The organism is Aeromonas sp. DSM 116730 (assembly GCF_046581335.1).
Lineage (GTDB): Bacteria > Pseudomonadota > Gammaproteobacteria > Enterobacterales > Aeromonadaceae > Aeromonas > Aeromonas rivipollensis.
On sequence record NZ_CP144265.1, the window covers coordinates 255,001 to 281,465 of the forward strand.

Annotated in this window: 21 protein-coding genes, 1 tRNA gene, 2 rRNA genes and 1 pseudogene (1 of these 25 running past the window's edge); 14 read left to right on the top strand and 11 right to left on the bottom strand. The window is 61.6% G+C overall.

What is annotated here, in order from left to right; all coding sequences use genetic code 11:
• The 3 genes from Aeroheme_RS01280 to Aeroheme_RS01290 form a co-directional block, all read left to right on the top strand.
• Positions 1-1,315, top strand: a 23S ribosomal RNA gene (locus Aeroheme_RS01280); it begins 1,575 nt to the left of the window's first position.
• A gap of 125 nt (positions 1,316-1,440) precedes the next feature.
• Positions 1,441-1,555 (top strand): 5S ribosomal RNA (gene rrf, locus Aeroheme_RS01285).
• A gap of 94 nt (positions 1,556-1,649) precedes the next feature.
• Positions 1,650-1,726, top strand: a tRNA-Asp gene (locus Aeroheme_RS01290).
• A 123-nt stretch (positions 1,727-1,849) separates the two neighbouring features.
• On the opposite strand, the pseudogene Aeroheme_RS01295 reads toward Aeroheme_RS01290, so the two are convergent.
• The 6 genes and pseudogenes from Aeroheme_RS01295 to Aeroheme_RS01320 form a co-directional block, all read right to left on the bottom strand.
• Positions 1,850-3,017, bottom strand: a pseudogene (locus Aeroheme_RS01295) (IS3 family transposase).
• A gap of 1,121 nt (positions 3,018-4,138) precedes the next feature.
• Positions 4,139-5,125 carry a helix-turn-helix transcriptional regulator gene (locus Aeroheme_RS01300; protein WP_025325391.1) on the bottom strand — a complete coding sequence of 329 codons (987 nt, stop codon included), beginning with the start codon at positions 5,123-5,125 and terminating at the stop codon, positions 4,139-4,141.
• Positions 5,126-5,428: 303 nt separating this feature from the next.
• Positions 5,429-5,815: a SirB2 family protein gene (locus tag Aeroheme_RS01305; protein WP_395949310.1), complete on the bottom strand. Its 387-nt coding sequence runs from the start codon at positions 5,813-5,815 to the stop codon at positions 5,429-5,431.
• Positions 5,812-7,668: a glutathione-regulated potassium-efflux system protein KefC gene (kefC, locus tag Aeroheme_RS01310; protein ID WP_111910800.1), complete on the bottom strand. Its 1,857-nt coding sequence runs from the start codon at positions 7,666-7,668 to the stop codon at positions 5,812-5,814. Before kefC ends, Aeroheme_RS01305 begins: the two co-directional genes overlap by 4 nt.
• Positions 7,669-7,738: 70 nt before the next feature.
• A complete protein-coding gene (locus Aeroheme_RS01315) occupies positions 7,739-8,338 on the bottom strand; it encodes an NAD(P)H-dependent oxidoreductase (protein ID WP_411166560.1) in 600 nt (199 codons plus the stop codon).
• A gap of 58 nt (positions 8,339-8,396) precedes the next feature.
• The gene (locus Aeroheme_RS01320; protein ID WP_408794092.1) at positions 8,397-9,242 is read right to left on the bottom strand and encodes a LysR family transcriptional regulator; all 846 of its coding nucleotides are present in this window, start codon (positions 9,240-9,242) and stop codon (positions 8,397-8,399) included.
• Between the two features lie 142 nt (positions 9,243-9,384).
• Between Aeroheme_RS01320 and Aeroheme_RS01325 the strand changes: the two genes are divergently transcribed.
• The 6 genes from Aeroheme_RS01325 (at position 9,385) to Aeroheme_RS01350 (ending at position 17,738) form a co-directional block, all read left to right on the top strand.
• Positions 9,385-10,107 (top strand): SDR family oxidoreductase, encoded by a 723-nt coding sequence (locus Aeroheme_RS01325; RefSeq protein WP_106885228.1) that lies wholly within the window; start codon positions 9,385-9,387, stop codon positions 10,105-10,107.
• Positions 10,108-10,188: 81 nt separating this feature from the next.
• The gene (locus Aeroheme_RS01330; protein WP_411166561.1) at positions 10,189-10,512 is read left to right on the top strand and encodes a hypothetical protein; all 324 of its coding nucleotides are present in this window, start codon (positions 10,189-10,191) and stop codon (positions 10,510-10,512) included.
• A gap of 47 nt (positions 10,513-10,559) precedes the next feature.
• Entirely contained in the window at positions 10,560-10,991 is a 432-nt protein-coding gene (locus tag Aeroheme_RS01335) for a DUF411 domain-containing protein (protein ID WP_139745803.1), read from the top strand.
• Between the two features lie 318 nt (positions 10,992-11,309).
• Entirely contained in the window at positions 11,310-13,451 is a 2,142-nt protein-coding gene (locus Aeroheme_RS01340; protein WP_411166562.1) for a S9 family peptidase, read from the top strand.
• Positions 13,452-14,115: 664 nt separating this feature from the next.
• Positions 14,116-15,087 (top strand): TAXI family TRAP transporter solute-binding subunit, encoded by a 972-nt coding sequence (locus Aeroheme_RS01345; protein WP_106887813.1) that lies wholly within the window; start codon positions 14,116-14,118, stop codon positions 15,085-15,087.
• Positions 15,088-15,185: 98 nt separating this feature from the next.
• Positions 15,186-17,738 (top strand): TRAP transporter permease, encoded by a 2,553-nt coding sequence (locus Aeroheme_RS01350; protein ID WP_411166563.1) that lies wholly within the window; start codon positions 15,186-15,188, stop codon positions 17,736-17,738.
• Between the two features lie 53 nt (positions 17,739-17,791).
• Here Aeroheme_RS01350 and Aeroheme_RS01355 read toward each other — a convergent pair whose 3' ends face one another.
• Complete coding sequence (locus Aeroheme_RS01355; protein ID WP_005332188.1) at positions 17,792-17,950, bottom strand: hypothetical protein; 159 nt, start codon at positions 17,948-17,950, stop codon at positions 17,792-17,794.
• Between the two features lie 173 nt (positions 17,951-18,123).
• Here Aeroheme_RS01355 and Aeroheme_RS01360 point away from each other — a divergent pair, with 173 nt between their 5' ends.
• Positions 18,124-18,750, top strand: a complete 627-nt coding sequence (locus Aeroheme_RS01360) for a lysoplasmalogenase (RefSeq protein ID WP_139745806.1) — start codon at positions 18,124-18,126, stop codon at positions 18,748-18,750.
• 56 nt (positions 18,751-18,806) lie between these two features.
• Here Aeroheme_RS01360 and Aeroheme_RS01365 read toward each other — a convergent pair whose 3' ends face one another.
• On the bottom strand, positions 18,807-20,360 hold the full coding sequence (locus Aeroheme_RS01365) for a DHA2 family efflux MFS transporter permease subunit (RefSeq protein ID WP_411166564.1): 1,554 nt from the start codon (positions 20,358-20,360) through the stop codon (positions 18,807-18,809).
• Positions 20,360-21,412 (bottom strand): HlyD family secretion protein, encoded by a 1,053-nt coding sequence (locus Aeroheme_RS01370; RefSeq protein ID WP_234568707.1) that lies wholly within the window; start codon positions 21,410-21,412, stop codon positions 20,360-20,362. The genes Aeroheme_RS01365 and Aeroheme_RS01370 overlap by 1 nt, the downstream gene beginning before the upstream one ends.
• Before the next feature lie 98 nt (positions 21,413-21,510).
• Here Aeroheme_RS01370 and Aeroheme_RS01375 point away from each other — a divergent pair, with 98 nt between their 5' ends.
• Positions 21,511-22,413 carry a LysR family transcriptional regulator gene (locus Aeroheme_RS01375; protein ID WP_106885221.1) on the top strand — a complete coding sequence of 301 codons (903 nt, stop codon included), beginning with the start codon at positions 21,511-21,513 and terminating at the stop codon, positions 22,411-22,413.
• An 86-nt stretch (positions 22,414-22,499) separates the two neighbouring features.
• Complete coding sequence (locus Aeroheme_RS01380) at positions 22,500-22,814, top strand: DUF2007 domain-containing protein (RefSeq protein WP_025325406.1); 315 nt, start codon at positions 22,500-22,502, stop codon at positions 22,812-22,814.
• Positions 22,815-22,835: 21 nt separating this feature from the next.
• Here Aeroheme_RS01380 and Aeroheme_RS01385 read toward each other — a convergent pair whose 3' ends face one another.
• A complete protein-coding gene (locus tag Aeroheme_RS01385) occupies positions 22,836-24,119 on the bottom strand; it encodes a dicarboxylate/amino acid:cation symporter (RefSeq protein ID WP_162520185.1) in 1,284 nt (427 codons plus the stop codon).
• Between the two features lie 206 nt (positions 24,120-24,325).
• Between Aeroheme_RS01385 and Aeroheme_RS01390 the strand changes: the two genes are divergently transcribed.
• Both Aeroheme_RS01390 and Aeroheme_RS01395 read left to right on the top strand, forming a co-directional pair.
• Complete coding sequence (locus Aeroheme_RS01390) at positions 24,326-24,571, top strand: YecH family metal-binding protein (RefSeq protein ID WP_408837610.1); 246 nt, start codon at positions 24,326-24,328, stop codon at positions 24,569-24,571.
• 109 nt (positions 24,572-24,680) lie between these two features.
• The gene (locus tag Aeroheme_RS01395) at positions 24,681-25,280 is read left to right on the top strand and encodes a YhgN family NAAT transporter (RefSeq protein ID WP_106885219.1); all 600 of its coding nucleotides are present in this window, start codon (positions 24,681-24,683) and stop codon (positions 25,278-25,280) included.
• Between the two features lie 30 nt (positions 25,281-25,310).
• On the opposite strand, the gene Aeroheme_RS01400 is transcribed toward Aeroheme_RS01395, so the two are convergent.
• A complete protein-coding gene (locus Aeroheme_RS01400; protein ID WP_411166565.1) occupies positions 25,311-26,315 on the bottom strand; it encodes a LysR substrate-binding domain-containing protein in 1,005 nt (334 codons plus the stop codon).
• Positions 26,316-26,465: the final 150 nt, after the last annotated feature.

The following is a 26,465-nucleotide window of genomic DNA, read 5'->3' on the forward strand; positions in this document are numbered from 1 at the left end:
TTACAAGTCATCGTACCCCAAACCGACACAGGTGGTCGGGTAGAGAATACCAAGGCGCTTGAGAGAACTCGGGTGAAGGAACTAGGCAAAATAGAACCGTAACTTCGGGAGAAGGTTCGCTCTTGACAGTGAAGTCCCTTGCGGATGGAGCAGTTGGGAGTCGCAGTGACCAGATGGCTGGGACTGTTTATCAAAAACACAGCACTCTGCAAACACGAAAGTGGACGTATAGGGTGTGACACCTGCCCGGTGCCGGAAGGTTAATTGATGGGGTTAGCGCAAGCGAAGCTCTTGATCGAAGCCCCGGTAAACGGCGGCCGTAACTATAACGGTCCTAAGGTAGCGAAATTCCTTGTCGGGTAAGTTCCGACCTGCACGAATGGTGTAACCATGGCCATGCTGTCTCCACCCGAGACTCAGTGAAATCGAATTCGCCGTGAAGATGCGGTGTACCCGCGGCTAGACGGAAAGACCCCGTGAACCTTTACTACAGCTTGGCACTGAACATTGAACCTACATGTGTAGGATAGGTGGGAGGCTTTGAAGGCGTGACGCCAGTTGCGCTGGAGCCGTCCTTGAAATACCACCCTTGTATGTTTGATGTTCTAACGCAGGGCCCTGAATCGGGCTCGCGGACAGTGCCTGGTGGGTAGTTTGACTGGGGCGGTCTCCTCCCAAAGAGTAACGGAGGAGCACGAAGGTTGGCTAATCCTGGTCGGACATCAGGAGGTTAGTGCAATGGCATAAGCCAGCTTAACTGCGAGACGGACAGGTCGAGCAGGTACGAAAGTAGGTCATAGTGATCCGGTGGTTCTGAATGGAAGGGCCATCGCTCAACGGATAAAAGGTACTCCGGGGATAACAGGCTGATACCGCCCAAGAGTTCATATCGACGGCGGTGTTTGGCACCTCGATGTCGGCTCATCACATCCTGGGGCTGAAGTCGGTCCCAAGGGTATGGCTGTTCGCCATTTAAAGTGGTACGCGAGCTGGGTTCAGAACGTCGTGAGACAGTTCGGTCCCTATCTGCCGTGGGCGTTGGATGATTGAAGGGAGTTGCTCCTAGTACGAGAGGACCGGAGTGAACGAACCTCTGGTGTTCGGGTTGTCACGCCAGTGGCACTGCCCGGTAGCTAAGTTCGGAATCGATAACCGCTGAAAGCATCTAAGCGGGAAGCGAGCCCTGAGATGAGTCATCCCTGACCCCTTGAGGGTCCTAAAGGGCCGTTGGAGACCACAACGTTGATAGGTGGGGTGTGTAAGCGCGGCGACGTGTTGAGCTAACCCATACTAATTACCCGTGAGGCTTAACCATACAACACCCAAGAAGTGTTCTGGGCCTTGTAGCAAGTGAACGAACTACTACCTAATTCAGTGATAATGACAAAGCAAACTAGCTAAGTCGTTATTCACGTCAGCTTTCCGAGATTGAAGATTTTGCCTGGCGGCCATAGCGCCGTGGAACCACCTGATCCCATGCCGAACTCAGAAGTGAAACGCGGTAGCGCCGATGGTAGTGTGGCATTCGCCATGCGAGAGTAGGACACTGCCAGGCACCCAATTAAACAGTTGTGCACACATTGCATGACTGGCCGAGAGGATGACACCTCAGTAAGCGGCAGAAGATTTAGCGAAAGCTAACCGAATGCGGAGCGGTAGTTCAGTCGGTTAGAATACCGGCCTGTCACGCCGGGGGTCGCGGGTTCGAGTCCCGTCCGCTCCGCCACTATTTAGAAAGCCCAGTCGAAAGACTGGGCTTTTTTTCGTTTCAAGCCCCCCGAAACACCACCGTCACCACTAAAGGTGCGACTGCATCACCGACTTGCCACATGGCCTCTGTTTGTAGTGGTCAACTAAATCCGGACACTTGGTTAGGCCGATCCTCGGCTTTTGCTGGCGCGATCCCGTCATTGTGTTGATGTGGACGCCGCCAGTTGTAGTAATCCATCAGGTAGTAACTGATATCCCGCTTCGCTTCGCTTCTCGCTGGTTCATATAGCCCGTTGCCGGGAGCCATTCTGACTTCAGGCTCCTGAACAACCGCTCCATCGGTGCATTATCCCAACAGTTGCCACGCCGACTCATGCTCTGGGTCATGCGATGGCGCCACAGCCGCTGCCGAAATGCCCGGCTGCCATATTGGCTGCCTTGGTCTGAGTGAAACAGCACACCTGATGGGCAACCCCGCTGCTGATAGGCCATCTCGAGCGCTTTTATTGCCAGCTCTGCATCAGGCTTGTCAGACATCGCCCAGCCCACGACTCGGCGGGCATAAAGGTCGAGCACCACCGCCAGGTAATTCCAACGACCACCTGCCCAGACGTAGGTGATATCGCCACACCACACCTGATTGGGTTGTTGGACATCAAATTCACGGGCCAACAGATTGGGAATATCCGGTCGTTCAGACCGGGCGACCTGATAGCGATGAGCGCCCGGTTGCTTGGATACCAGACCGACCTCCTTCATCAGACTGCGCACTTTGAATCGGCCAATCTGATGCCCCAGCGCTCGCATCATCGACATCAAGGCACGGCTGCCCGCTGAGTTCCGGCTCTCTTTGAACAAACGGCGCAACTCGCTGCGTTGCTGCATCCGCTCACGGTTAATCGTCCGCTTGCGGGCCAGATAGTCGTAAAAACAGGATGTTGGAACATCGAAAGCGCAGCAGACCAGAGTGATGGGGGCTTGCTCTCTTAATCGGTCTATCAGCGCGTACGAGTGAACTCGTCCGTCATCAAGAGAGCCGTAGCCTTTTTTAGAATGTCCTTTTCGCGCTCGAGCCGGTTGATACGGGCTTCCAACTCCTGGATTTTCTGCTGCTCCTGGGTCAGCGCTTTGCCGATTGGGGTGGTGCCGGTTCGTTCGGATTGAAGCTGCTGAACCCATCGGCGAAGTATGGTTTCACCGACATCCAGTGAACGGCTGGCTTCGGGGACAGAGTATCCCTGGTCGAGTACCAGGGGTGCGGCTTCGAGTTTGAATTCAGCAGTAAATGAGCGACGTAATCTTGTCATTGAACACCTCAAGTCATGGTGGCGACTGTACCACCTAAAATGGTGTCCGGGATGATTAGACCACTACAAATAGAGAGGTGATGAAGTAGTGTCCCGCTGGGCGGCTAAGGCGCTCTGCTCTTCTGCCAGTGCAATGGATGTTGGTTTCGGTCCTGGTGGCCAGGAGTCGCCCACGGGTGCATGCGAGGCTTCTTGTGCCTGAGGGCGAGGCGAACGGCAACAGCTCAGGGGCATGGGGTAAGTGCGCGCCTGGGATGAGCTGATTCGCTGGAGTACATATAAAGAAAAGGGGACGGCGTTTGCCGTCCCCTCAAGTCATCTCGTCCAGTCCCTGAACTGCCATGCTCCCTGCAATCCTTGACTCTATCCTTTCCTTTGGAATTTCCCCTTCCCATTCCATTGGGGTGTCCTGTGGCCATCCTAGCCTGGCAATCACTCCTGATTGCTTCACCGTCTCCATCCTGGAGGTGTCCATTACCACATCCCGTGGTGTTCCTTTCGTCATCCTGACAGATAACCATCCCGGTCATCTCGCTTCATCCTGAAGCTGTTCCTGCCGCTCCTGCGGGGTTCCTGTCATCCTTAAGAGTGACTATCCGTGCCACTCAGCCTCATCCCGAGGTGTCCTGCGACCGCATCCTGCGGTTGTCCTGTCATTCCTTGTGATAACCATCCGGGTTATCAACCTCATCCTGAGGTGTCCTGCCACGTCCTGCGGCTTTTCCTATTTATGCGCTGTTTCTGCATCCTGCCGAACCAGCCGTCCTTGTGAGACCCATACTAAGGCAATCGTGGGCAGGAACAAGGCATGAGAGGCCATCAGATAGCGTCGGATGATGAATAGGCATCCACTGCCAATCTGATTTCATGATATTTATCAGCACTTTATTTAGTTTCTCAGGAAAGCATAAGACTCACGGGATGGCTTCACGTACGGCTCGACACTGAGGGGTCTTACAGGAGGAATGGCGGATCTCTCACAACCAAAAACAGGGAGGAAAACGATGGTACAGAAGGTTCAATCAAGGATGTAAGAGTTAAAAATTAATTGAATAATTATGTGTTAAAAACAGACAGAAGCCGAGCTAATGCTCGGCTTCTTATCATTTATCCGATTGTGCTCAGCTGACCCGGGTACCCGGTGTCGGATATGCCTTGCGCAGGGACTCCGGGGCCAATACTTCCAGGTTGCCACTCATGTTGTTCAACCAGGAGCGGAACTCGGGCGTATCCTGGACCTCGGTCTCCACCACCACGCTGCGCTTGTCGTAGCGGGTCATGCGCGGGTTGTGGCCCGGGATCTGCCCATCGATCAGGGTGGGGCAGTTTGCATCGATGCGTCCGACGAAGCGGATCGGGCCGCTGACGTCCTGATAGCCCTGGTCGCGGATCAGCTTCTGGACGTTGAAATCCTTCGGCTGGGTGGCGCTGAAGTTGGTCAGTTCCACGTTCTTGATGTGATCGAACGGGATGCCATAGACCTTGGGATCCAGCTCGGACAGGGTGCAGAGCAGGATGGGGCCATCGGGCTGGTTCAGGATCCCGAGCGGATTGATGCGGTCATAGCAGAGCCACACGGTGCGCTCCTTGATGACACGCTGGATCTCGGCGCTGAACTTGCGACCACGCCAGAGGGCGTCGCGGATCAGGGTGCTGCGGCGGATCTCCGGGTTGCCGGCAAAGGGGCGCGGCGACTGATGCACGCTCTCGAGCCAGCGTTCCGCCAGTTCGCTTTGGCTGTCGCGGATCACCTGGCTGGCCTTGTCGACCAGGGGGTTCAATTCGGTCAATACACTCGCCGGTAGCAGTTGGCTCGCCTGATCACTCCAGGTTTTCAGGGCCACCGCCAGGGAGAGCGGCATGATGTTGGCAAAGTCGTTGAGACCGTGGCGCTCGAAGCACCAGCCGTGTGGTTTGCTGCGCTCATCCGAGGTGAGGTCGAACAGTCCCATGCCGGACATCTCTTCCAGGTCCCGTTGCACGGTACGCAGACTGACGTGAATACCTTCCTCTTCCAGTTTTACCTGGAGTTGGCTGGCGGTCAGCTTGTAAGGGCGGTGCGGGATGCAACGCGCCAAGGTCAGTTGTCGTAACAGCTTCTTACTCATGGTGCATGCCTTCACTGGTTTAGCGTTGAGTGTATCCTAGCCATGGTATGCGACAGTCTATGTCGCAAGTTTTGCTGCGACAACTGTCGCCATTTTCATACATAACAAGATAAGTAATTGATAAATATCGTTAAACAAAATATGAATGGAGCTTTTTGGAGCCTTATTTTGCCAAAATAAAGTGCTCTTCATATTTCCCGGTTGTCACGACAGGGGAGAAATGTGTAGGGAGCCAAGGGAGAGGGGGGCGTTCGGCAGGGGGAAAGAGGTGAGGGGCTGGCCCCTCACCGGCAAAGAGAACGTTCAGGCCAGCCAGGACCAGGCTGACTTGGTGATGGCGGCGCCAATCATGTAACCAAATACCGCGAGGGCGGCAACCCCGGCGACCAGCTTCTGGCCTTGGGCAGGGCGCTTGAGCGCCATGACGCCGAGGCCTATGTAAACCACCAGTGCGATCAGCTTGGCCATCAGCCAGGGTTGCTGGCCCGGGCTCATCTGCAGGGTGACCGCCAGCAGCACGCCAAACAGCAGCAGCAAGGTGTCGTTGATATGGGGCAACACCTTGAGCCACTTCTGTTGCAAGCGCCCGCTGCCAGCCAGTGCCAGGCTCCAGCGGTAGATGAAGAGCAGCAGGCTGACCATGGCCAGGGTCATGTGCAGGTGTTTGAGCATGGGGTAATAGGCAATCATATTGCTTCCTTGTCGTTGTCGGGCAGACCGCTGTTCCAGTTGTGAGCGTGGGTACGCTCCTGTCCTTCCTCGTCGTCTTGCAGCAGATCGGAGAGGATCTCGCGGTATTGCAGGCTCTTGTTGATATAGGTGTGCTCGTCATCCAGGTAGTTGACCTGTTCCCGCAGCAGCCGGTTGTCATACTGCTTGAACACCTGACCCGCACGCCAGGCCTGGTTGGCCCGAAATCCGAGCTGGGTCAGGGCCTCGACCCCCAGATCCACGGCCGACCCCAGGGTTTCCCGGTGCACGCTGTCGACTCCGTGCCGGAGGATTTCGTGGGCATGGGGCCTGTCCTGGGCGCGGGCCAGTATCTTGAGGTGCGGGAAGTGTTTCTTCACCATCTCGATCACCTCGAGGGAGGTAGCCGGATCGTTGATGGAGAGCACCAGCAGCTTGGCCTTGTGGGCCCCGGCGGCATGGAGCAGGTCGAGCCGGCTGGCATCGCCGTAGAATACCTGATAGCCGTACTTGCGCAGCATTTCTATCTGGCTGGCGTCCTGCTCGAGTATGGTGGTGCCTATGCCGTGGCCGTGCAGCAGGCGCCCCACTATCTGACCGAAGCGGCCGAAGCCGGCGATGATGACGGGGTGCTCGACCAGTTCGGGTTGCTCGTGTTCGGGCTGGTCGGCCTGGTTGCGGTAGTCGAACCAGGGCTGGATCACCCGATCATTTAGGATCAGCAAGAGCGGCGTCAGCGCCATGGAGAGCGCCACCACCAGGGTCAGCAGCGAGATGGTGTCACCGGGCAGCACCTTGTTCTGGGCGGCGAACGAGAACAGCACGAAGGCGAATTCCCCCCCTTGTGCCAGCGCCAGGGCGAAGGTCCAGCGCTGGCTCGGCGAGATGCGAATGATCAGGCCGAGCACCATCAGCACCCCCCATTTCAGGAGCATCAGCCCTATCACCAGGGATGGAATGAGCAGGGGATGGGCGGCAAAGAGGCCAAAATCGATGCCAGCCCCCACCGACATGAAGAAGAGGCCGAGCAGCAGCCCCTTGAACGGCTCTATGTCCGCCTCCAGCTCGTGGCGATACTCGCTGTCTGCCAGCACCACGCCGGCGAGGAAGGAGCCAAGGGCGGGGGAGAGCCCCACCGATTCCATCAGCACGGCGATGGCGATCACCAGCAGCAGGGCGGCGGCGACGAAGATCTCCCGCATGTGGGACTGGGCTATGGCACGGAACACCGGCCGCATCAGGTAGTGGCCGCCCAGCACTATGCCGGCGATGGCGGCGACCACCAGCAGGCCGTGCTGCCAGCCCGCCAGATCCGGATTGCCGTTACTGGCGACCGGCGCTATGGCGAGCAGCGGCAGTATGGCCAGTATGGGAATGACGGCGATGTCCTGGAACAGCAGCACCGCGAAGGCGGAGCGCCCGCTCTCGCTCTGCATCAGTTTGCGCTCCTGCAGGCTCTGCAGCACTATGGCGGTGGAGGAGAGCGCCAGAATAAGCCCGATGGCGAGCCCCTGCTGCCAAGGCAGGCCAAGGAGATAGCCCACCCCGGTCAGGGCGGCGCTGGTGAGCAGCACCTGCAGGCCACCGGTGCCGAGTATGGGCCCCTTCAGCTGCCACAGCAGCGCCGGACGCAGCTCAAGGCCGACCAGGAACAGCATCAGCACCACCCCGAACTCGGCGAAGTGCATCACATCCTTCTGCTCCCCCACCAGCCCCAGCAGGAAGGGGCCTATGATGATGCCCGCCAGCAGGTAACCGAGCACCGAGCCCAGCCCCCAGCGCTTGGCCAGCGGCACCGCTATCACCGCCGCCGAGAGATAGATCAAGGCGTCAAACAACAATCCGTGCCCCATCAGCCGGCCCTCCGTTCGTCTCTGTTCGTCAGGGCCGGCTGCGCAAGCCCGATGAAAATCCAGCCCGTCGTCATGACAACTCCCCCAGCAGATCCCGCAGATAGGTGCTGCTTGCGAGCTGGGCCGGGGTGAGCCGCTCATCGCGCAGGGCGCAGATCAGCTGGCGGTACTCCTGGCCACAGCGCCGCAGCGCCTCCGGATCCTTGAGCTTGTGGAAGGAGTGCAGCACGAAGGGGGGCAGCCACTGCATGCCGCACAGCTGCGCCGTCTGCTGGAACGGCAGCAGGAAGTCGAGCAGCGGGCGCTGGTTGTAGCCCTCGCTGCAGTAAGACTCGGGGGCACCCCCCGTGGTGATGGCAGAGAGCCACTGCTTGCCGCTGAGGGCGTGGGCCTCTGGACCGTAGGCGTAGCCGTACTCCAGCACCAGGTCCATCCACTCCTTCATGATGGCCGGGCAGGAGTACCAGTAGAAGGGGTGCTGGAAGACGACGATGTCGTGCTCCGACAGCAGGGCCTGCTCCCTCTTCACGTCGATGAACATGTCAGGGTAGTGGTGGTAGAGGTCGTGCAGGGTGATGCCCTCCAGGCCGTCGAGTGCCTGCAGCAGCTGCCTGTTGGCCCTGGAACTCTGCAGGGCCGGGTGTGAGAAGATGATCAGAATGCGTTTCATGGGGTCCTAGCCTGAAGAGGGGCCTGGTGCCGATAAAAAAGGGCGGTGAGCTGCGACGTTACCAAGAAGCACCCCGGCTCGCCAGTTCCGGGATCAGGTCGCGCAGCGCCGGATTCAGGGTCTGGTGGGCGGGATAACAGAGCCCGATGCGGCGAAACATCCGGGGTCCGCTCACCGCCACTGTGCGCAGACCCGGCTCATCTTCCACCAGCCCGTCGGGCAGGAAGCTGATGCCCACCCCCGCCAGCACCAGCGCCATCACCAGCCCCTTGCTCTCGGCCTTGGCCACCAGATTGAGAGTGAGCCGGTCACAGGCCAGCAGGCCTATGGTCTGCTGATGAGCCTCGCAGGGAGGGCATTCAATAAAATCATAATGTTGCAGTTCTGCCAGCGCGAGCCTCTCACGACCGGCAAGGGGATGGCCGACCGGGACGCAGAGCACATAGTCCTCCTCCCAGAGCGGCAGGAAGATCTCGTCCTCCCGGCGCAGGGCATCCAGGGTCAGCCGGCAGTCGGCAGGGGTGCCGTAGTCGGAGAGGGTGAGATCCAGCTCCGGCAGCACGCCTTGAACCCGTTGCAGCAGCCCGGCCAGCCGGCGGCGGCTCAAGTCCGGCATGATGGCGATGTTGAGCCTGGCGCGCGTCGCTTTCTGGCGAAACAGGGTCGGCAGGCGGCGCGCCTCCTCCACCAGCTTGACCGCGTGGGGATAGAGATAGTGGGCCGGGTCCTTGGCCTCAACCCCCTTCTTGCCTCTGATGAAGAGGCTGTCACCTAGGGCCTCCTCCAGCTGGCGCAGGCCCGCCGAGAGGGAGGGTTGACTGACGTGGCAGCGAGCCGCCGCCGCCGTGATGTTCTTCTCTTCATAGATGGCGATGAAGAAGCGCAGCAATCTCAGGTCCAGCATAAAACCAACCATAGTTTTTTCAGATGATAACCAGCGGAAAACAATATTTATCACCGATAGATGTGGCGACTATAGTGATTGAGTCCCGTGCTGGCCAGCCCTTGTTTGACTCAGTTCCTCAATGAATTAGAAGGAAATACCCATGTCCAAGTCCCTCGTCGTGATCACCGGTGCCTCCGCCGGTATAGGTGCCGCCATCGCCCGTGCCTTCTCTGCCGCCGGCCACCCTCTGTTGCTGCTGGCCCGCCGGGTCGAGCCCATGCAGGCGCTGAACCTGCCCGATACGCTCTGTGTCGGGGTCGACGTCACCGACACCGCCGCCATGAAGGCAGCCGTCCAGCAGGCGGAAGCCAGATTCGGCCCTGTGGGCTGCCTGGTCAACAACGCGGGCGTCATGCTGCTGGGTCAGGCCGACGTGCAGGATCCCGCCGAGTGGCAGCAGATGCTCAACATCAATGTGATGGGGGTGCTGAACGGAGTGCATGCCGTGCTGGCCGGGATGAAGGCGCGCCGCAGCGGTACCATCATCAACATCAGCTCCATCGCCGGTCGCAAGACCTTCCCGAACCATGCCGCCTACTGCGCCACCAAGTTCGCTGTGCACGCCCTGACCGAGAACATCCGGGAAGAGGTGGCAGACGTCGGCGTGCGCATGGTGACCATAGCCCCGGGGGCGGTGGAAACCGAGTTGCTCAGCCACACCACGGACGAGAGTATCAAGGCCGGCTACCACGGCTGGAAAGAGGAGATGGGAGGCGTCATCGCCCCCGAGGTGATCGCCGAGGCTGTGCTCTATGCCTGGAGCCAGCCCGCCAACGTCTGCGTGCGCGAGATAGTACTGGCAGCCACCCGCCAGCAACCCTGATGACCATGACGGCGGGGAGGGCTTGACCCTCCCCCTGGGCCAAGGGTTACCATAGGCCCTCTTCGATCACTGAGTCATCCCATGGTCCTGACCCGTCGCCAACTCGCTCGCGCCCGCCGCTGGCTCCCCCTGTGGAGCCTGCTGATGGTGCTGATGTCGTTTGGCAGCAGGGCGGCGACCGATCTCTGTACCCTGACTCCCCATTGCAGCCAGAGCGAACGCACCCTGGAAAAAGCCATGCCTTGCGGCAGCTTCACCTCGGCGCTCGCCATGACGGTGCTCACCGGCGACAGCCTGACGGTGGCCTGGCTTGAGCCCGACATGCCAGCGTTCATTTCCCCCTCCCTCTTCATGCCGGAGGTGCCGCTGGAGCGGCTCGAACGGCCCCCTAGCCAGATAGCTTGAGTCGAGTTACCCGTTTTTTGGGCATTTCTTCTTATCCGAGGTGAGTCATGTACAAGTCTCTGTTACTGGCCGTGCTGGCCGGTACCGTCAGTTTTTCTGCTCTGGCAACCGAGCAGATGACAGTCTACAAGTCCCAGTATTGCGGCTGCTGCAAGACCTGGATCAAGCACATGGAAGAGAACGGCTTTGCGGTCAAGGTCGTCGAAACCGAGCAGCTTGAACCCGTCAAGCAACAGTACGGCATCACCCCGCAGCTGGCTTCCTGCCACACCGGGGTGGTGAACGGCTATGTGGTGGAGGGACATGTGCCCGCCGCCGACGTGCAGAAGCTGCTCAAGGAAAAACCGGCGATCCGCGGCCTGACCATTCCGGGCATGCCCCAGAGTGCGCCGGGCATGGATATTCCGGGTCAGCCCTACCAGGTGCTGAGCATCAGCGAGGAGGGCGCGACCAAGGTCTGGTCGAGCTATCCCGGCTGACGAACACTGGTCATGAGCCGGCACCACTCCATCATGTGAGGCACACCTGAGCGAATCCGTGCCGCTCATGGCCAGAGCAGGAGGGCCACCCTTGTGAGAGGGTGGCCCTTTTTCATGGTTTGGTGCCGAATGTCCGGGGATCACTTGCAACCCAGGGCGACAAGGGGCAGATTGATCGCCAATTTATTTTCTCAGGGGCGATGTTCCGGTTTGCCAGCCTTGTTTCCGCACCGGCGGAGTGAGCGGCGGCGGCTTGATCGTCAATTCATGGCGCTCCCCGCGAGCCTGCCTGCCCTGTTACAGCGCAAAGGATGCGACATGTTCATCTTTCCCCGAGGGTTGCTGCTGCTGGCTTGTCTGGTCGCCGTGCCCTGTACCCATGCCAATGAAGAGCCCGTCATGCCGACAAGCGAAACTCCCATCCTGCCTCCTGTGGCCCCCAAGCACCCCCATACCCTGAAAAAGCACGGGGACGTCCGGATCGACAACTACTACTGGCTGCGTGACGACGAGCGGCAGAAGCCCGAGGTGCTGGATTATCTCAAGGCCGAAAACGCCTACACCGAGGCCATGCTCAAGCCAGTCCAGCCGCTGCGCGACCAGCTCTACAAGGAGATGGTGGCCCGCATCCCCCAGCAGGACGAGTCGGTGCCCTATGTGAAGAACGGCTACCGCTATCAGACCCGCTATGAGCCGGGCAAGGAGTACGCCATCTACTCCCGCACCAGGGTGGGGGAGAAGGACGCCAGCCTGATGCTGGACAGCAACCAGCGCGCCGAAGGCCACGAATTCTATTCGCTGGGGGCCCTGGAGGTGAGCCGCAACAACCGCTGGCTGGCGGTGGCGGAAGACTTCCTCTCCCGCCGTCAGTACCAGATCCAGTTCCTCGATCTGGAGAGCGGCACCTGGGCCGCCGACAAGCTTGAGAACACCTCGGGCAACCTGGTGTGGGCCAACGACAGCAAGACGGTGTTCTATGTGCGCAAGCACCCCAAGACACTGCTGCCCTATCAGGTCTATCGCCACGAGCTGGGCAGCGACCCCGCCAAGGACAAGCTGGTCTACGAAGAGAAGGATGACAGCTTCTACGTCAGCCTCTATGCCACCACCTCGGAAGACTTCATCGTCATCGCCCTCTCCAGCACCACCACCAGCGAGGCGCGCCTCATCGACGCCAACACGCCGGTCCAGGCACCGCGCCTGTTCCTGCCCCGTCAGGTGGATCACGAATACAGCCTGGATCACTACCGCGGCCGCTTCTATGTGCGCTCCAACAAGGACGGCAAGAACTTCGGCCTCTACGAGACCAGGGAGAGCCCGGTGGATCGCTGGAAGGCGGTGATAGCCCCCAATCCGGATGTGCTGCTGGAGAGCTATGCCCTGTTCAGGGACTGGCTGGTGCTGGAGGAGCGCAGCAAGGGGCTGACCCGGCTGCGCCAGCTCAACTGGCAGAGCGGCGAACAGAAAGAGATCGCCTTCGACGATCCCGCCTATGTCACCTGGCTCGCCTACAACCCGGAGCCGGAGACCAGCGCCCTGCGCTACGGCTACTCCTCCATGACCACGCCGTCCTCCACCTATGAGCTGAACCTGGACAGCGGCAAGCGCACCCTGCTCAAGCAGCAGCCGGTGGCGGGTTTCAAGGCCGACAAGTATGCCAGCGAGCGGGTCTGGGTGACCGCCCGCGACGGGGTGGCGGTGCCTGTCTCCCTGGTCTATCGCAAGGATCTGTTCAAGAAGGAGGGCAAGAACCCCCTGCTGGTCTATGGCTACGGCTCCTACGGCGCCAGCATGGATCCCGACTTCAGCAGCTCGCGCCTGAGCCTGCTGGATCGGGGCTTCGTCTACGCCATCGCCCATGTCCGGGGCGGCGAGGAGCTGGGGCGCCCCTGGTATGAAGATGGCAAGCTGCTGAAAAAACAGAATACCTTCCACGACTTCATCGACGTGACCGAGGCGCTGGTGGCCCAGGGCTATGGCGCCAGGGACCAGGTCTACGCCATGGGAGGCAGCGCCGGCGGCCTGCTGATGGGGGCCGTCATCAACCAGGCGCCAGAGCTCTATCGCGGCGTGGTCGCCCAGGTGCCCTTCGTCGACGTGGTCACCACCATGCTGGACGAGTCCATCCCTCTCACCACGGGGGAGTACGACGAATGGGGCAACCCGAACCAGAAGCGCTACTACGACTACATGAAGAGCTACAGCCCCTACGATCAGGTCAAGGCGCAAGCCTACCCCAACCTGCTGGTCACCACGGGTCTGCACGACTCCCAGGTGCAGTATTGGGAGCCCGCCAAGTGGGTCGCCAAGCTGAGGGAGCTGAAGACGGACGACAACCAGCTGCTGCTCAGCACCGACATGGATGCCGGTCACGGCGGCAAGTCGGGGCGCTTCAAGGCTTACGAGGACATCGCTCTGGAATTCGCCTTTATCCTGGAGCTGGCCAAACCGAAGGCATGAGGCGGTGGATGAGCCGTTGTGACCGGCCACAGGCAAGTCGGGCTGTTGCAAGGCCTACGAGGACATAGCCCTGGAATTCGCCTTTATCCTGGAGCTTGCCAGGCCGAAGGCATAAGGCTGGGTTAACCGCTTGTTGCTGAACCGCGATCCGGGCGCCAGGGATGGTGCCGATTCGCAGATGAGATCAGGCCGGCGAGGGCAACCCGCCGGCCTGTGTCTTGCTCCCTATCCTGACCCTGCCTCGGGCCGCCCTCAGCCAGATGGCAGCCCTTGCCAGTCAAGGGCTACAAAAGAATCCACTCCCTCCATTTCCCCGCTGCCTGCGCACACAAAACCAATTAATTCACGACCGATGAATTGATGATCCAGTTCAAATTTCTCGCTATTTAAATCCACCGTTTTGCCATTTTGTTTGATTTATGTTGGCGCCATGTGCCTAATCAAGGAGTTACAACTTTTGATCCGGCTATTTTGTGGTCGAATCACCCTCAGTCGGCATGACGCTGATTATCTCACCGCAGGATGATGGTGGCTTCTGGAAGGGCGTTCGCCGCTCGACCATTTCCTCGTACGAGGCTGTATAGGCAGACCCAGTCTTGATGCGGGTCCGTCTCATATTCACCCGGGAATCGGGTGAGATAAATCAATGAAAAGGATGAAGAACATGAAAGGATTATCCTTGGCGTGCGCCCTGTCGGCGGCTCTGGTCGGTGCTACTTTCGGTGGTCCGGTGCAAGCGCAGGAGCGCTTCGTGACCATAGGCACAGGCGGTCAGACCGGCGTCTACTACGTGGCGGGCCAGTCCATCTGTCGTTTCCTCAATCGCGGCGCCGCCGATCACCAGATCAAGTGCAACGCGCCGGCCAGTGGCGGTGGCGTGGCCAACGTCAACGGCATCCGCAGCGGTGAGTTCAACTTCGGCATCATGCAGTCCGACCACCAGTACAAGGCGATGAAGGGGCTGCCCCCCTTCCAGGCCGAGGGGGCCATGGATGACATGCGCGCCGTCTTCTCCCTGCAGAGCGAGGTGTTCACCATTCTCGCCCGCCGCGACGCCAAGATCGCCAGCTTCGACGACCTGAAGGGCAAGCGCGTCAACATCGGCAACCCGGGCTCCGGCCAGCGCGACACCATGGAAGAGATCATGGCGGTCAAGGGCTGGAAGAAGGGCGACTTCGGCCTGGTCTCCGAGCTGAAACCGGCGGAGCAGGCCTCCGCCCTGGGTGACAACAACATAGACGCCATGAGCTACTTCGTCGGCCACCCGAACGGTGCCATCCAGGAAGCCTCCACCACCACGGACGCCGTGCTGGTGCCGGTGACCGGCGCCGACATCGACAAGCTGCTGGCCGAGAAGAGCTACTACACCAAGGCCGAGATCCCGGGCGGCATCTACAAGGGCAGCGACCAGCCGACCCCGTCCATCGGTGGCAAGGCGGTGCTCTCCACCAGTGCCAAGGCCGATCCTGAAGTGGTCTACCAGCTGGTGAAATCTGTGTTCGACAACCTGGATCGCTTCAAGCGTCTGCACCCGGCCTTCGCCGATCTGAAAGAGGCCGACATGATCAAGGTGGGTCTCTCTGCGCCCCTGCATGAAGGCGCCGCACGTTACTACAAAGAGCGTGGCTGGCTCTGATTGAAGGCCTGCCGGCCTTCCATCGTTCTCTTCGACACCCGCCCGCCACACCGGCAGCGGGTGTCGTGTCGTTGTACTCGCAGGCAAAAGTTAACCCTATGCAAGAAAAACAACTCTCTACCGAGGAACTGATCGCCCAGGACGTGGGCGCCCGGCTGCCGCTCGGCCTCATGGGCTGGCTCATCACGGGGCTGGCGCTGGCCTGGTCCCTGTTCCAGCTCTGGATCGCCTCTCCGCTGCCCTTCATGCTGGGCTTCGGGGTCCTCAACGATACCGAAACCCGCGCCATTCACCTTAGCTTCGCCCTGCTGCTGGCCTATCTGGTGTTCCCGGCCTTCCGGCGTTCGCCCCGGGATCGGGTGCCGCTCGGCGATATCGCCCTCGGCCTGATCGCCGCCGGTGCCGCCGCCTATCTGTTCGTCATGTATGAGGCCCTGGCCCAGCGCCCCGGCAACCTCACCACCGCCGATCTGGTCACCGCCTGCATCGGCATACCGCTGCTGCTGGAGGCTACTCGCCGCGCCCTGGGCCCGGCCCTGGCGGTGATCGCCCTGGTGTTTCTCGCCTACAGCCTGGCCGGCCCCTGGATGCCGGGGCTGCTGGCGCACCGCGGGGTGAGTTTCACCGCCCTGGCGAACCACCAGTGGATCACCACTGAGGGGGTGTTCGGCATCGCCCTCGGGGTTTCCACCAGCTTCGTGTTCCTGTTCGTGCTGTTCGGCGCCCTGCTGGAGCGGGCCGGTGCCGGTCACTACTTCATCCAGCTCGCCTTCAGCCTGCTCGGCCACCTGCGCGGCGGCCCGGCCAAGGCGGCCGTGGTGGCCTCGGCCCTGACCGGGGTCATCTCCGGTTCCTCCATCGCCAACGTGGTAACCACGGGCACCTTCACCATCCCCATGATGAAGCGGGTCGGCTTCTCCAAGGAGAAGGCGGGGGCGGTCGAGGTGGCCTCCTCGGTCAACGGCCAGATCATGCCCCCCGTGATGGGGGCGGCGGCCTTCCTGATGGTGGAGTACGTGGGCATTCCCTACGTGGAGATCATCAAGCACGCCTTCCTGCCGGCGGCCATCTCCTACATAGCGCTGCTCTACATAGTCCACCTGGAAGCGCTCAAGCTCGGCATGCAGCCCATCGGCGGCCATCAACCCAAGCCCTGGCTGCGCCGTCTGACCGGCTTCGCCTTCGGTGCCACCCTCATCAGCGGTCTGTCGATGGTGGTCTACCATGGTCTGGGCTGGCTCAAGCCGGCGCTGGGGGACTATGCCCTGCCGGGGATCTCCCTGTTGCTGGCGGCCGTCTATCTGGGGCTGCTGAAGATAGCGGCCAGCAATGCGCCGCTGCCCGCCGAGGATCCGGATCAGCCCCTCACCGAGCTGCCGAACACCCGCGCCGTGCTGCTCTCCGGCCTGCACTTCCTGCTGCCCGTGGTGGTGCTGGTGTGGTGCCTGATGGTGGAGCGCCTCTCCCCCGGGCTGTCGGCCTTCTGGGGCACCGTCATGCTGGTGATCATCCTGCTGACCCAGCGGCCGCTGCTCAACTGGCTGCGCACCGACGGCAAGCATGACTACGGCTCGGCCCGCGATGGTCTGGTGGACTTGAAGGAGGGCTTGGTGGCCGGTGCCCGCAACATGATCGGCATCGGCATCGCCACCGCCACCGCCGGCATCATAGTCGGTGCCGTCTCCCAGACCGGGGTCGGCCTGGTGCTGGCGGATCTGGTGGAGATGCTCTCCATGGGCAACCTGCTGCTGATGCTGCTCCTCACCGCCCTGCTGAGTCTGATCCTCGGCATGGGGCTGCCCACCACAGCCAACTACATAGTGGTCTCCAGCCTGCTGGCCCCCGTGGTGGTGACGCTGGGGCAGCAGAACGGCCTCATAGTGCCGCTCATCGCCGTGCACCTGTTCGTCTTCTATTTCGGCATCATGGCGGACGTGACCCCGCCGGTGGGGCTGGCCTCGTTCGCGGCGGCCGCCGTCTCCAAGGGGGATCCCATCAAGACCGGGATCACCGCCTTCTACTACAGCCTGCGCACCGCGGCGCTGCCCTTCCTGTTCATCTTCAACACGGATCTGCTGCTGATCGATGTGGACTTCGCCCACGGCGTGCTGATCTTCGTGGTGGCCACGGTCGCCATGCTGATCTTCGCCGCCGCCACCCAGGGCTGGTTCCTGGTGAAGAGCCGCTGGTACGAGAACGTGCTGCTGTTGCTGGTGGCTTTCACCCTGTTCCGTCCCGGTTTCTGGATGGACATGGTGCACGATCCCTATCGTGAGACGCCTCCCGCCCAGCTGGCCCAGACCCTGGGCGAGGTGGAAGCGGAGAGCACGCTGCGACTGCGGATCCAGGGGGAGGATGCGGTGGGCAAGCTGCGTCAATCCACAGTGCTGCTGGCGGTACCGGCCGGTGCCGATGGCGAAGAGCGATTGGCCAGCCTGGGGCTGGCCCTGTACGAGCAGGACGGCAAGACCCTGATCGACAACGTCACCTTCGGCAGTCCGGCGGCGGCGGCCGGCATGGAGTTTGACCAGGAGATCCTCTCCGTCAAGGCGCCGACCGAGCGCTGGCACAAGGAGCTGATGTGGATCCCGGGCTTCCTGCTGTTCGGGGCAGTGGTCTGGCTGCAACGGCGACGGGCCATCCGCTCATAGACACCACCAATAAAAACGGCGCCTCGATGGCGCCGTTTTCAATACCGGGCAGGCTAGTTTGACTGGGTCTGTTTCTGCTTTTGCAGCTGATCCAGGGTCTGTTGTTCCTGCGGGCTCAGACCAAGCTGTTCGCACGCTTGTTCGAAGCTGATCCCCAGGTGGCACATCATGATGTCGATGGCTGGCAGGTAGTTGGTCATTGCGTCTTCCATGGTGATCTTCCAGAGCTGTCTCTTATGCCCGAGCCGCGAGCAGGGGGCAATTAGACTTTAGGTGTAGGGTGTCATCTGCTTCACACCCCTGCCACTGGGCGGGGGAATTTGCTACTCTTGCGGGCACTAAAGAGGTTGCCGTGTGACCGCGAGCAATCGGTGAGGAGCAGGGCATGTTATTGAGTTTCTTGATCATCGCATCTGGCTGGTGGCACATCCGCGCGGCTTATGGCTCAGACTCCCGTCAGTTCTACATCAGCAAACCGCTGACCATGCTGTTCATCATCGCCCTGGCCTTTGGCTACCAGAGCGATGACCACAACGGTTCCCATGCCTGGATCCTGCTCGGCCTCTGCCTGTCGCTGGCCGGGGACGTGCTGCTGATGCTGCCACGGGATCGCTTCATCCAGGGACTGGCGGCATTTTTTGTCGCGCACCTCTGCTACATAGTGGGTTTCGCCCAGGGTCCCCTGGTGCTCAAGCTGGTGGATGGCCTGCTGCTGCTGCTGGTGGCCGGCATGGTGTTCGGCCTGCTGTGGGGCCGGCTCGGCGAGATGAAGATCCCTGTGTTCTGCTACATGCTGGTGATCATCGCCATGGCCTGGGTCGCCGCCGGCGCCTGGCACGCCTCTCTCACCGCAGGTTCTGCTGCGGCCCTGGTGGGGGCGCTGATGTTCCTCTTCTCCGACAGCATGCTGGCGCTAGATCGCTTCCGCCGCCCCTTCCCCCATGCCACGGCCTGGATCATGAGCAGCTACTTCGCCGCCCAGTTCCTGATCGCCGCCTCCCTGGCGGGATGAGCAGGCTTCGTCGACCATAAGAAAACGGGCCTAGCGGCCCGTTTCTGATTTCTGGCTTACGCCTCCAGCGGCTCGGCGTCCGCGGCCCTGGGGATCGGTTGCCTGAGCAGCAGCATCAGGGCGCTGGCGATGAGCAGGAAGATACCCATCACGTAGAACACCTGGTTGTAGGCCATGATGGCGGCCTCCCGGTTGATGGTATTGGACAGCATGGCCCTGGCCTGCTGCTGGGCGAGCGCGGGATCCGAGCCCTGGGCCATCATGGTCTGGGCCAGCTGCAGCAGGTAGCTTTGCCCCTCTATGCTGGTGGCGGCCAGGGTGCTGCCTATCTGGCTGGCATGGATGCGGGTGTCGTTGTCGATCAGGGTGGCTATGATGGCGATGCCGAAGGCCCCACCCAGGTTGCGCAGCACGTTGAGCAGGGTGGAGGAGGAGGGGATCTCCTCCGGGGTCAGGCTGGCGGTGGCTACCAGGGAGAGCGGCACCATGATGAAGGGCTGGCCCAGGGCCCGCACTATCAGCGACTGGATCAGCTGGGGGCCGGCGTAGTCGGCGCTCATGTTGACGTTCATGAAACAGCTGATGGCAAACACCAGGAAGCCGAAGCTCACCAGGTAGCGCGGATCTATCCGGGTGACCAGCCTGGGCACCAGCGGCAGCACCAGCAACTGGGGCAGGCCCATCCACATCAGCACCTCGCCAATCTCCAGCGCGTTGTAGTTGTGGATCTGCGCCATGTAGAGCGGCAGCACATAGATGGACCCCATCAGCGCCATGCCGAGCACCAGGTAGGCGAAGCAGGCCAGGGCAAAGCGCGGGCTGTGCAGCAGCCGCAGATTGACCAGAGGATGGCGGCGCAGCAGCTGGCTGATGACGAAGAACACCAGGGCCACCACAGAGATGACGGTGAGCCGCACTATGAAGCTGGAACCGAACCAGTCCTCTCTGTTGCCCTCCTCCAGCACCACCTCCAGCAGACCCAGCCCCACCGCCATGGTGAGGATGCCGACCAGATCCACCCGTTTTATCACCTCCCAGTCCACCGGCTTCCTGTCCAGCCCGTGGGCCAGCATGGCCATCACCAGCAGGCCGGGGGGCACGTTCAGGTAGAAGATGTAGTGCCAGGAGAGCTGCTCCGTCAGCCAGCCCCCGAGGGTCGGACCTATGGCGGGGGCGAAGGTGGCACAGAGGCCGAACAGCGCCATGCCGGTGGCTCGCTTGTGCAGCGGCAGCAGGCTGACGATGAGGGAGAAGGCCATGGGGATCAGGGCCCCGCCGGTGAAGCCCTGCAATGCCCGGAAGACGATCATGCTGGTGAGGTTCCAGCTGAACGAGCAGAGCACGGAGGCGACGATGAAGGCCCCCGTGGTCCACAGCAGGTAGCGGCGCACGCTCAGCCCCCGGCTCAGCCAGCCGCTCAGGGGGATGGCGATCATCTCCGCCACCAGGTAGGAGGTGGAAATCCAGGAGCTCTCGCTCAGGGTGGCCGAGAGGGCCCCCTGAATGTCCTTCAGGGAGGCGTTGGTGATCTGGATGTCGAGTATGGCCATGAAGGCGCCGATGAGGCCCCCCATGACAGCGATCCAGTTGCGACGTGGAATGGGTTCCATCAGTTGGCGGCGACTACGGGATCAGGGGTGCGGGTATCGACAATCACCTCGCTGGAAAGGCCAGGACGCAACTTGCCTGCCAGTGCGCCCGGCTCGGGGATGCGGATCTTGACCGGCACCCGCTGCACTATCTTGGTGAAGTTGCCGGTGGCGTTCTCCGGCGGCAGCAGGGCGAACTTGGCGCCGGTGGCGGGGGCCAGGCTGTCGATTATCCCCTCGACCGGCTGATCCGGATAGGCATCCAGGATCACCTCCACGCGCTGACCCGGTTGCATGTGCTGCAGCTGGGTCTCTTTGAAGTTCGCCTCGACCCATACCTGTTGCAGCGGTACCAGGCTGGCCACCTGCATGCCGGACTGCACATAGAGCCCTTCCCGCAGGCTGCGCTTGCCGATGATGCCGTCCGCCGGGGCCCGCAGCTCTGTGTAGCCGAGCTCCAGCCTGGCCTGCTCGAGCTGGGCTTCACTCAGTGCCAGCCTGGCCTGGTTCTGCTTGGCTTCGGCGTCCAGCACCAGCAGGCGCTCGCGAGCGGCCTGCAGGGCGGCTCTGGCCTCCTGCTCCTGGGCCTGATTGACCTGCAGACCGGCGCGCACCTCGTCCAGGCTGTCCTGGGAGCTGTAGTTGCGCTGATTGAGCTGGCTGACCCGGCGCACCTGCTGCTGGGCCCGCACCTGCTCGGCATTGGCCGAGGTGACCCTGGCCTCGGCCTGACGGATCAGGCTCAGCTGCTGGGTACGGGTGGCGGCCAGGTTCTCCGCAGTCGCCTGATTGAGGTGCAGATCGGCCTCGGCCTCGAGCACCCGGGTTCTGTACTCCCTGTCGTCCAGTCTGGCGATGAGCTGGCCGGCCTTGACCTCCTGGTTGTCGGTCACCAGCACCTCGCTGATATAGCCGGGCAGCTTGGAGCCTATGCCGGTCACCTCGCTCTGCAGATAGGCGTTGTCGGTGCTCTCGAAATGGCGGCCGTGCAGATACCAGTAGGCGGCAAACAGCATGCCGAGCAGGGCCAGCAGCAGGGCTGCCAGCAGAGGGATCTTCTTGTGTTGACTCATGATTTTTGCTTTTCCTGAACTGTGGCGGGCAGGCTAACATCGGCAGACTGTTTCGATTAGTATCCATTCATGAGATATACAGTTTCACTGGTGAGACAATGGACTTGAACGCAGCCTTGATTCTGGTGCGCATCGTCGACAAGGGCTCCTTTACCGCCGCCGCCCAGGAGCTGGGCATGACCAAGGCGACGGTGAGCCGCCGCATCGCCGAACTGGAGCAGCACCTCGGCGTGCGGTTGCTCTATCGCTCCACCCGCCAGCTCACCCTGACCGAGGCCGGAGAGCAGTATTACCTGCGTTGCAGCAAGGCGGTGGAGGAGCTGGCCCAGGCCGAGCTGATGCTGAGTGCCAGCCAGCAGGAGGTGACCGGCACCCTCAAGCTGGCGGTTCCCATCGAGACGGGGCAGCTGGTGGTGGGTCGGCTGGTGGCTCACTTTCTGCAAGCCTATCCGGGGCTGCGGGTGGATCTGGAGCTGACCAACCGCATAGTGGATCCCATCAGCGAGGGGCTGGATGCCATAGTGCGGATCGGTGACATGAGCGACTCCAACCTGGCGGCACGGCGTCTGTGGAGCACCGGGCGCCTGCTCTGCGCCAGCCCGGATTATCTGGCGCGCAGCCCGGCGATCACCCGACCCGAGGATCTGGTGCGCCATGAAAGGGTCGCGGTGAGCAGCGGTTTTCTCGCCTCCCACTGGTGTTTTGAACTGGATGGCCGGGAAGTGCTGGTGGATCCGCCGTCCCGTTTCCAGGTCAACAACATCACCTGTGCCAGAGAGGCGGCGAAGGCCGGGCTGGGGCTCGCCTCCCTGCCCGCCATGTTGTGCCATGATGAGCTGGCCGACGGCTCTCTGGTGGCTTTGCTGCCGGACTGGCAGCAGCCCAAGGTGCCCATCTATCTGCTGTTTCCCGAGCGTCGGCTGATGCCGCGCAAGTTGAGGGTGTTTATCGATTTTCTGGTGGCCAATGGCCCGACTTACGGCATCGACAACCTGCTGTGAGCGGCAAGGGGTCATGCGGAGGAAGTGTGATGGTCCGTGGGCCGGCGTCGCCGGTGCATCGACTAGGGGTTGCGAGGAGAGGATATATGGAGCAGTGGATTAATTTGTATCGGGCCTCCCACTCGCTGGAGGCGCATGCCTTGAAGGGAGCGCTGGAAGTCGAAGGGGTGCGGGTGCGGCTCAGCGGGGAGGGGCTCTCGGGGGCACTGGGGGAGTTGCCCGTGGATCTGCTGCAGGTCACCCTGATGGTGTGCGAGCAGGATCGCCGGCGGGCGGGCAGGATCATAGAGCGCTACCAGCAGCGCCAGGGCAATGGCTGGCTGTGCGGCCAGTGCGGGGAGGAGAACGGCGCCAACTTCGATATCTGCTGGCGCTGCCATCACGATCCCCAGGATCACTGAGATCTTTCTCTCCCGTCACCCTCAGCGCAGGGTGAAGTCGATGTCCTCCCCCGCGCTGGCATCGTGATAGATCGCCAGATCCAGCTCCTTCTCGCTGCGGGCGATCAGCACCGACACCAGGATGTCGCCGGAGACGTTGACAGTGGTACGGGCCATGTCGAGGATCCTGTCTATCCCGGCGATCAGCGCCACCCCTTCCAGCGGCAATCCCACCGCGGTCAGCGTCAGGGTCAGCAGCATGAGCCCGGTGCCCGGCGTGCCGGCCGTGCCTATGCTGGCCAGGGTGGCGATGCTGATGATGGTCAGGTAATCCACCACGTGCAGATCCACCCCGAACGCCTGGGCCACGAACAGCGCCGTCACCCCCTGATAGAGGGCGGTGCCATCCATGTTGATGGTGGCGCCAATCGGCAGCACCTTGGCGGTGATGGCGGGGGAGACCCCCAGCCGGCGCTCGGCGCAGGCCAGGCTGATGGGCAGGGTGCTGCTGCTTGAGCTGCTGGTGAAGGCCACCGCCTGGGCGTCGACGATGCTCTTGAAGTAGTGCAGCGGATTGAGGCGGGCCAGCAGGATCAGCAGGCTGCTGTAGACCCCGAGCACGTGCAGCAGGCAGCCGAGGTAGACGGCGCCTATCACCTTGAGCAGGGGCAGCAGCAGGCTCACCCCGTATTTGCCCGTCATCCAGGCCATCAGGGCGCAGACGCCATAGGGGGCCAGCGCCATCACCATCTGGGTCAGCTTGAACATCCCCTCCGCCAGGGAGGTGAAGAACAGAATGGCAGGGCGACCGCGCCGGCCACTGGCATTGAGGGCCAGGGCGAGGGCCACCGCAAAGACGATCACCTGCAATATCTTGCCATCCACCATGGCCTGTACCGGGTTGTGGGGCACCAGATGGCTCAGCACGCTGGCCAGGGTCGGCTGCACCATCACGCCGGTCCGTTCGTAGGGCCCCATGTTGGCGCCCATGCCGGGTTCCAGCAGCCAGCCCATCACCAGGCCGATGCAGATGGCGACGGCGGTGGAGCAGAGGTAGAGACCTATGGCCTTGCTGCCGATCCTGTCCAGGGTCTTGCCCTTGAGCAGGGCGGTGAGGCCGGCGATGACGGAGCAGAAGATGAGGGGCACCATCAGCATCTGTATGGTGTTCACGAACAGGACGCCGATGGGCTTGAGCAGCATTGCCTGCTCGCTGAAGCAGAGTCCTAGCCCGATCCCGGTCAGCATGCCGAGCAGTGTCTTCAACCAGAGCGGGCGGCGGGTCCAGATCCGCCAGGGCTTGAAGACCAATCCATGGAACAGCATGACGCCAATGTCCTTATTTTCTGTCTGCGATGGCAAAGGGGCGCTAGTGTAGCCATCCCCCGATCAGGTTGCCACATTATCGACAAAGCGACGCTCGCGGCCAGCCCGGGGAAGTTAAAAAAGGCGTTTTGTTGGCTTATATCAAGATCGGGGGCCGGGGTTCAGGCTCTAATGGACATCTGACATGATGATTAAAGAGGTATGAGATGTCCCAGTCGATACACGGTCACGAAGTGATGGAGATGATGCTGAAAGAGGGTGGCCATTTTACCCGGGCCAGCCTCAGGGAGGCGATTGAGGCGCGCTTTGGCGCCGATGCCCGCTTCCATACCTGCAGCGCGAGCGAGATGGATGCAGAGGCGCTGATCAGCCTGCTGGCCAAACGCGGCAAGTTCATCGAGTCAGAGCAGGGCTTCCAGACCCGGGCCGACAAGATCTGCAACCACGGCTGATCCCGCGGCGAGCGTACCGAGGCGCTCGCCGAATCCCGCCTCCTTTGTTATATTTCGCCCTCTCCCCCCTCTGTTAAAGGCTTGGCCTGGGCAACGCCCGGGAACCTGTATGGATACTTTCTCCGCTGCCGTCATGTTGTTTCTGATCATGGATCCGCTGGGCAACCTGCCGGTCTTCCTCTCCATACTGCGTCACGTCGATCCCAAGCGGCGGCGCAAGGTGATGATGCGCGAGCTGCTGTTCTCCTTAGGCATCATGCTGGGCTTCCTGTTTGCCGGTCAGCAGATCCTGAGCTTCCTGAACCTGCGCCAGGAGGCGGTCAGCATCGCCGGGGGCATCATATTGTTCCTCATCGCCATCAAGATGATATTCCCGAGTCCGGGGGGCGTGACCGGGCTGGCGGCGGGGGAGGAGCCCTTCCTGGTACCCATGGCCATCCCCATGATAGCGGGCCCCTCCATACTGGCCTCCCTGCTGCTGCTGGCGAACCAGGAGCCGACCCGGATGGTGGACTGGTCCCTGGCCCTGCTGATGGCCTGGGGTGCCAGCGCTGTGATCCTGATGTTCTACGAGCTGTTCAACAAGCTGCTGGGTGAGCGAGGACTCACCGCCGTGGAGCGGCTGATGGGCATGCTGCTGGTGATGATCTCGGTGCAGATGCTGCTGGATGGTGTGCACCACTATCTGGCGGTGACGGGCAAGGGGTAAAAAGAAAGGGGCTGCCAGGCAGCCCCTTTCTTATTGTGGGTCCATGATGGCCAGCGCCTCGTCCGGGCGGGACGGGTCGCCGGCCGGGGCCTCCAGCTTGCCCATGATGAGGGTGAGCAATGTCTCCCGCAGCCAGCGGTGTCCCGGATCCTCCTCGTGGCGCTGATGCCAGATGAGCAGGTGGGAGATGCTGTCCAGGGCGATGGGCAGCGGCAGCGGCACCAGCGGATAGACCTGGGTCGCGTGGCGGGCATAGAGCCGGGACAGGGTCACTATCATGTCCGAGTGCATGCCCATGCGCAGCGCCGCCTCGAAGGAGGGCACAGTCGCCTCGATCCGGCGGTAGAGATCCTGCTCCGCCAGCTTGTGATCCAGCATCCAGCGATCCCGCCCCTCGCAATAGGTTTGCACATGGGGATAGGCCAGGTAGCGGGGGAGATCCCACTCGGGTTCGCACAGGGCCGGGTGATCCCGCTGCACCAGGCAGGTGAGATCATCGATGGCGAGCAGTCGCTGGCAGATGGCGTTGGGCAGGGTGTCCAGCCTGAAATCCGAGTTGATGCAGTTCTCCCGCACCGTGAAGGCGATGTCCACCTGACCCTGGCTCATCTCGGTCAGGCTGTGTTCTGTCCACTCCTCGTAACGCAGCCGGATCCCCGGTGCCTGGCGCTTGAGCTCGCTCAGGTAGAGCGGCGCGAACAGGGTGAAGGCGCTGTCCATGCTGGCGATGACGAATTCCCGCTCTGTGCTGGCGGGATCGAAGGCGGGGGGCTGGATCAGGTTGTCCAGCGACAGCAGTATGGGTTGCAACTGCAACTGCAGATCGAGGGCGCGCGGGGTGGGATCCAGCCCGTAGGCGGAGCGGACGAACAGGGGGTCGTCGAAGGTCTCCCGCAGGCGACCCAGGGCCTTGCTGACGGCGGACTGGCTCAGATGCAGACGGCGGGCGGCCCGGCTGCCATTGCGCTCCTCCAGCAATACTTGCAGGATAATCAACAAATTAAGATCTATGCGCCCGAGCTGTTCCAGCAACATGATATGAATCCTCTTCAATTCTTAGATGAATTTATACCATTTGTTTTCATATCTTGGCGACCCTATGCTCGACCTGTCTCTCGCCTTCATGGCGACTGGTACAGGATGTAGCGGTTGAGGGGACAAGTAGCACCGACTCATACGGCGGCC

Excerpts from the sequence above, each read along its gene's own strand:
- Aeroheme_RS01335 (WP_139745803.1), top strand. The coding sequence starts at position 10,560 with ATGTACAAGTCTCTGTTACTGGCCGTGCTGGCCGGTACCGTCAGTTTT.
- Aeroheme_RS01400 (WP_411166565.1), bottom strand. The coding sequence starts at position 26,315 with ATGTTGCTGGAACAGCTCGGGCGCATAGATCTTAATTTGTTGATTATC.
- Aeroheme_RS01320 (WP_408794092.1), bottom strand. The coding sequence starts at position 9,242 with ATGCTGGACCTGAGATTGCTGCGCTTCTTCATCGCCATCTATGAAGAG.
- Aeroheme_RS01370 (WP_234568707.1), bottom strand. The coding sequence starts at position 21,412 with ATGAGTCAACACAAGAAGATCCCTCTGCTGGCAGCCCTGCTGCTGGCC.
- Aeroheme_RS01350 (WP_411166563.1), top strand. The coding sequence starts at position 15,186 with ATGCAAGAAAAACAACTCTCTACCGAGGAACTGATCGCCCAGGACGTG.
- Aeroheme_RS01330 (WP_411166561.1), top strand. The coding sequence starts at position 10,189 with ATGGTCCTGACCCGTCGCCAACTCGCTCGCGCCCGCCGCTGGCTCCCC.
- Aeroheme_RS01345 (WP_106887813.1), top strand. The coding sequence starts at position 14,116 with ATGAAAGGATTATCCTTGGCGTGCGCCCTGTCGGCGGCTCTGGTCGGT.
- Aeroheme_RS01340 (WP_411166562.1), top strand. The coding sequence starts at position 11,310 with ATGTTCATCTTTCCCCGAGGGTTGCTGCTGCTGGCTTGTCTGGTCGCC.
- Aeroheme_RS01375 (WP_106885221.1), top strand. The coding sequence starts at position 21,511 with ATGGACTTGAACGCAGCCTTGATTCTGGTGCGCATCGTCGACAAGGGC.
- Aeroheme_RS01385 (WP_162520185.1), bottom strand. The coding sequence starts at position 24,119 with ATGCTGTTCCATGGATTGGTCTTCAAGCCCTGGCGGATCTGGACCCGC.
- Aeroheme_RS01360 (WP_139745806.1), top strand. The coding sequence starts at position 18,124 with ATGTTATTGAGTTTCTTGATCATCGCATCTGGCTGGTGGCACATCCGC.
- Aeroheme_RS01300 (WP_025325391.1), bottom strand. The coding sequence starts at position 5,125 with ATGAGTAAGAAGCTGTTACGACAACTGACCTTGGCGCGTTGCATCCCG.
- Aeroheme_RS01325 (WP_106885228.1), top strand. The coding sequence starts at position 9,385 with ATGTCCAAGTCCCTCGTCGTGATCACCGGTGCCTCCGCCGGTATAGGT.
- Aeroheme_RS01355 (WP_005332188.1), bottom strand. The coding sequence starts at position 17,950 with ATGGAAGACGCAATGACCAACTACCTGCCAGCCATCGACATCATGATG.
- Aeroheme_RS01305 (WP_395949310.1), bottom strand. The coding sequence starts at position 5,815 with ATGATTGCCTATTACCCCATGCTCAAACACCTGCACATGACCCTGGCC.
- Aeroheme_RS01390 (WP_408837610.1), top strand. The coding sequence starts at position 24,326 with ATGTCCCAGTCGATACACGGTCACGAAGTGATGGAGATGATGCTGAAA.
- Aeroheme_RS01315 (WP_411166560.1), bottom strand. The coding sequence starts at position 8,338 with ATGAAACGCATTCTGATCATCTTCTCACACCCGGCCCTGCAGAGTTCC.
- Aeroheme_RS01365 (WP_411166564.1), bottom strand. The coding sequence starts at position 20,360 with ATGGAACCCATTCCACGTCGCAACTGGATCGCTGTCATGGGGGGCCTC.
- Aeroheme_RS01380 (WP_025325406.1), top strand. The coding sequence starts at position 22,500 with ATGGAGCAGTGGATTAATTTGTATCGGGCCTCCCACTCGCTGGAGGCG.
- Aeroheme_RS01395 (WP_106885219.1), top strand. The coding sequence starts at position 24,681 with ATGGATACTTTCTCCGCTGCCGTCATGTTGTTTCTGATCATGGATCCG.
- kefC (WP_111910800.1), bottom strand. The coding sequence starts at position 7,668 with ATGGGGCACGGATTGTTGTTTGACGCCTTGATCTATCTCTCGGCGGCG.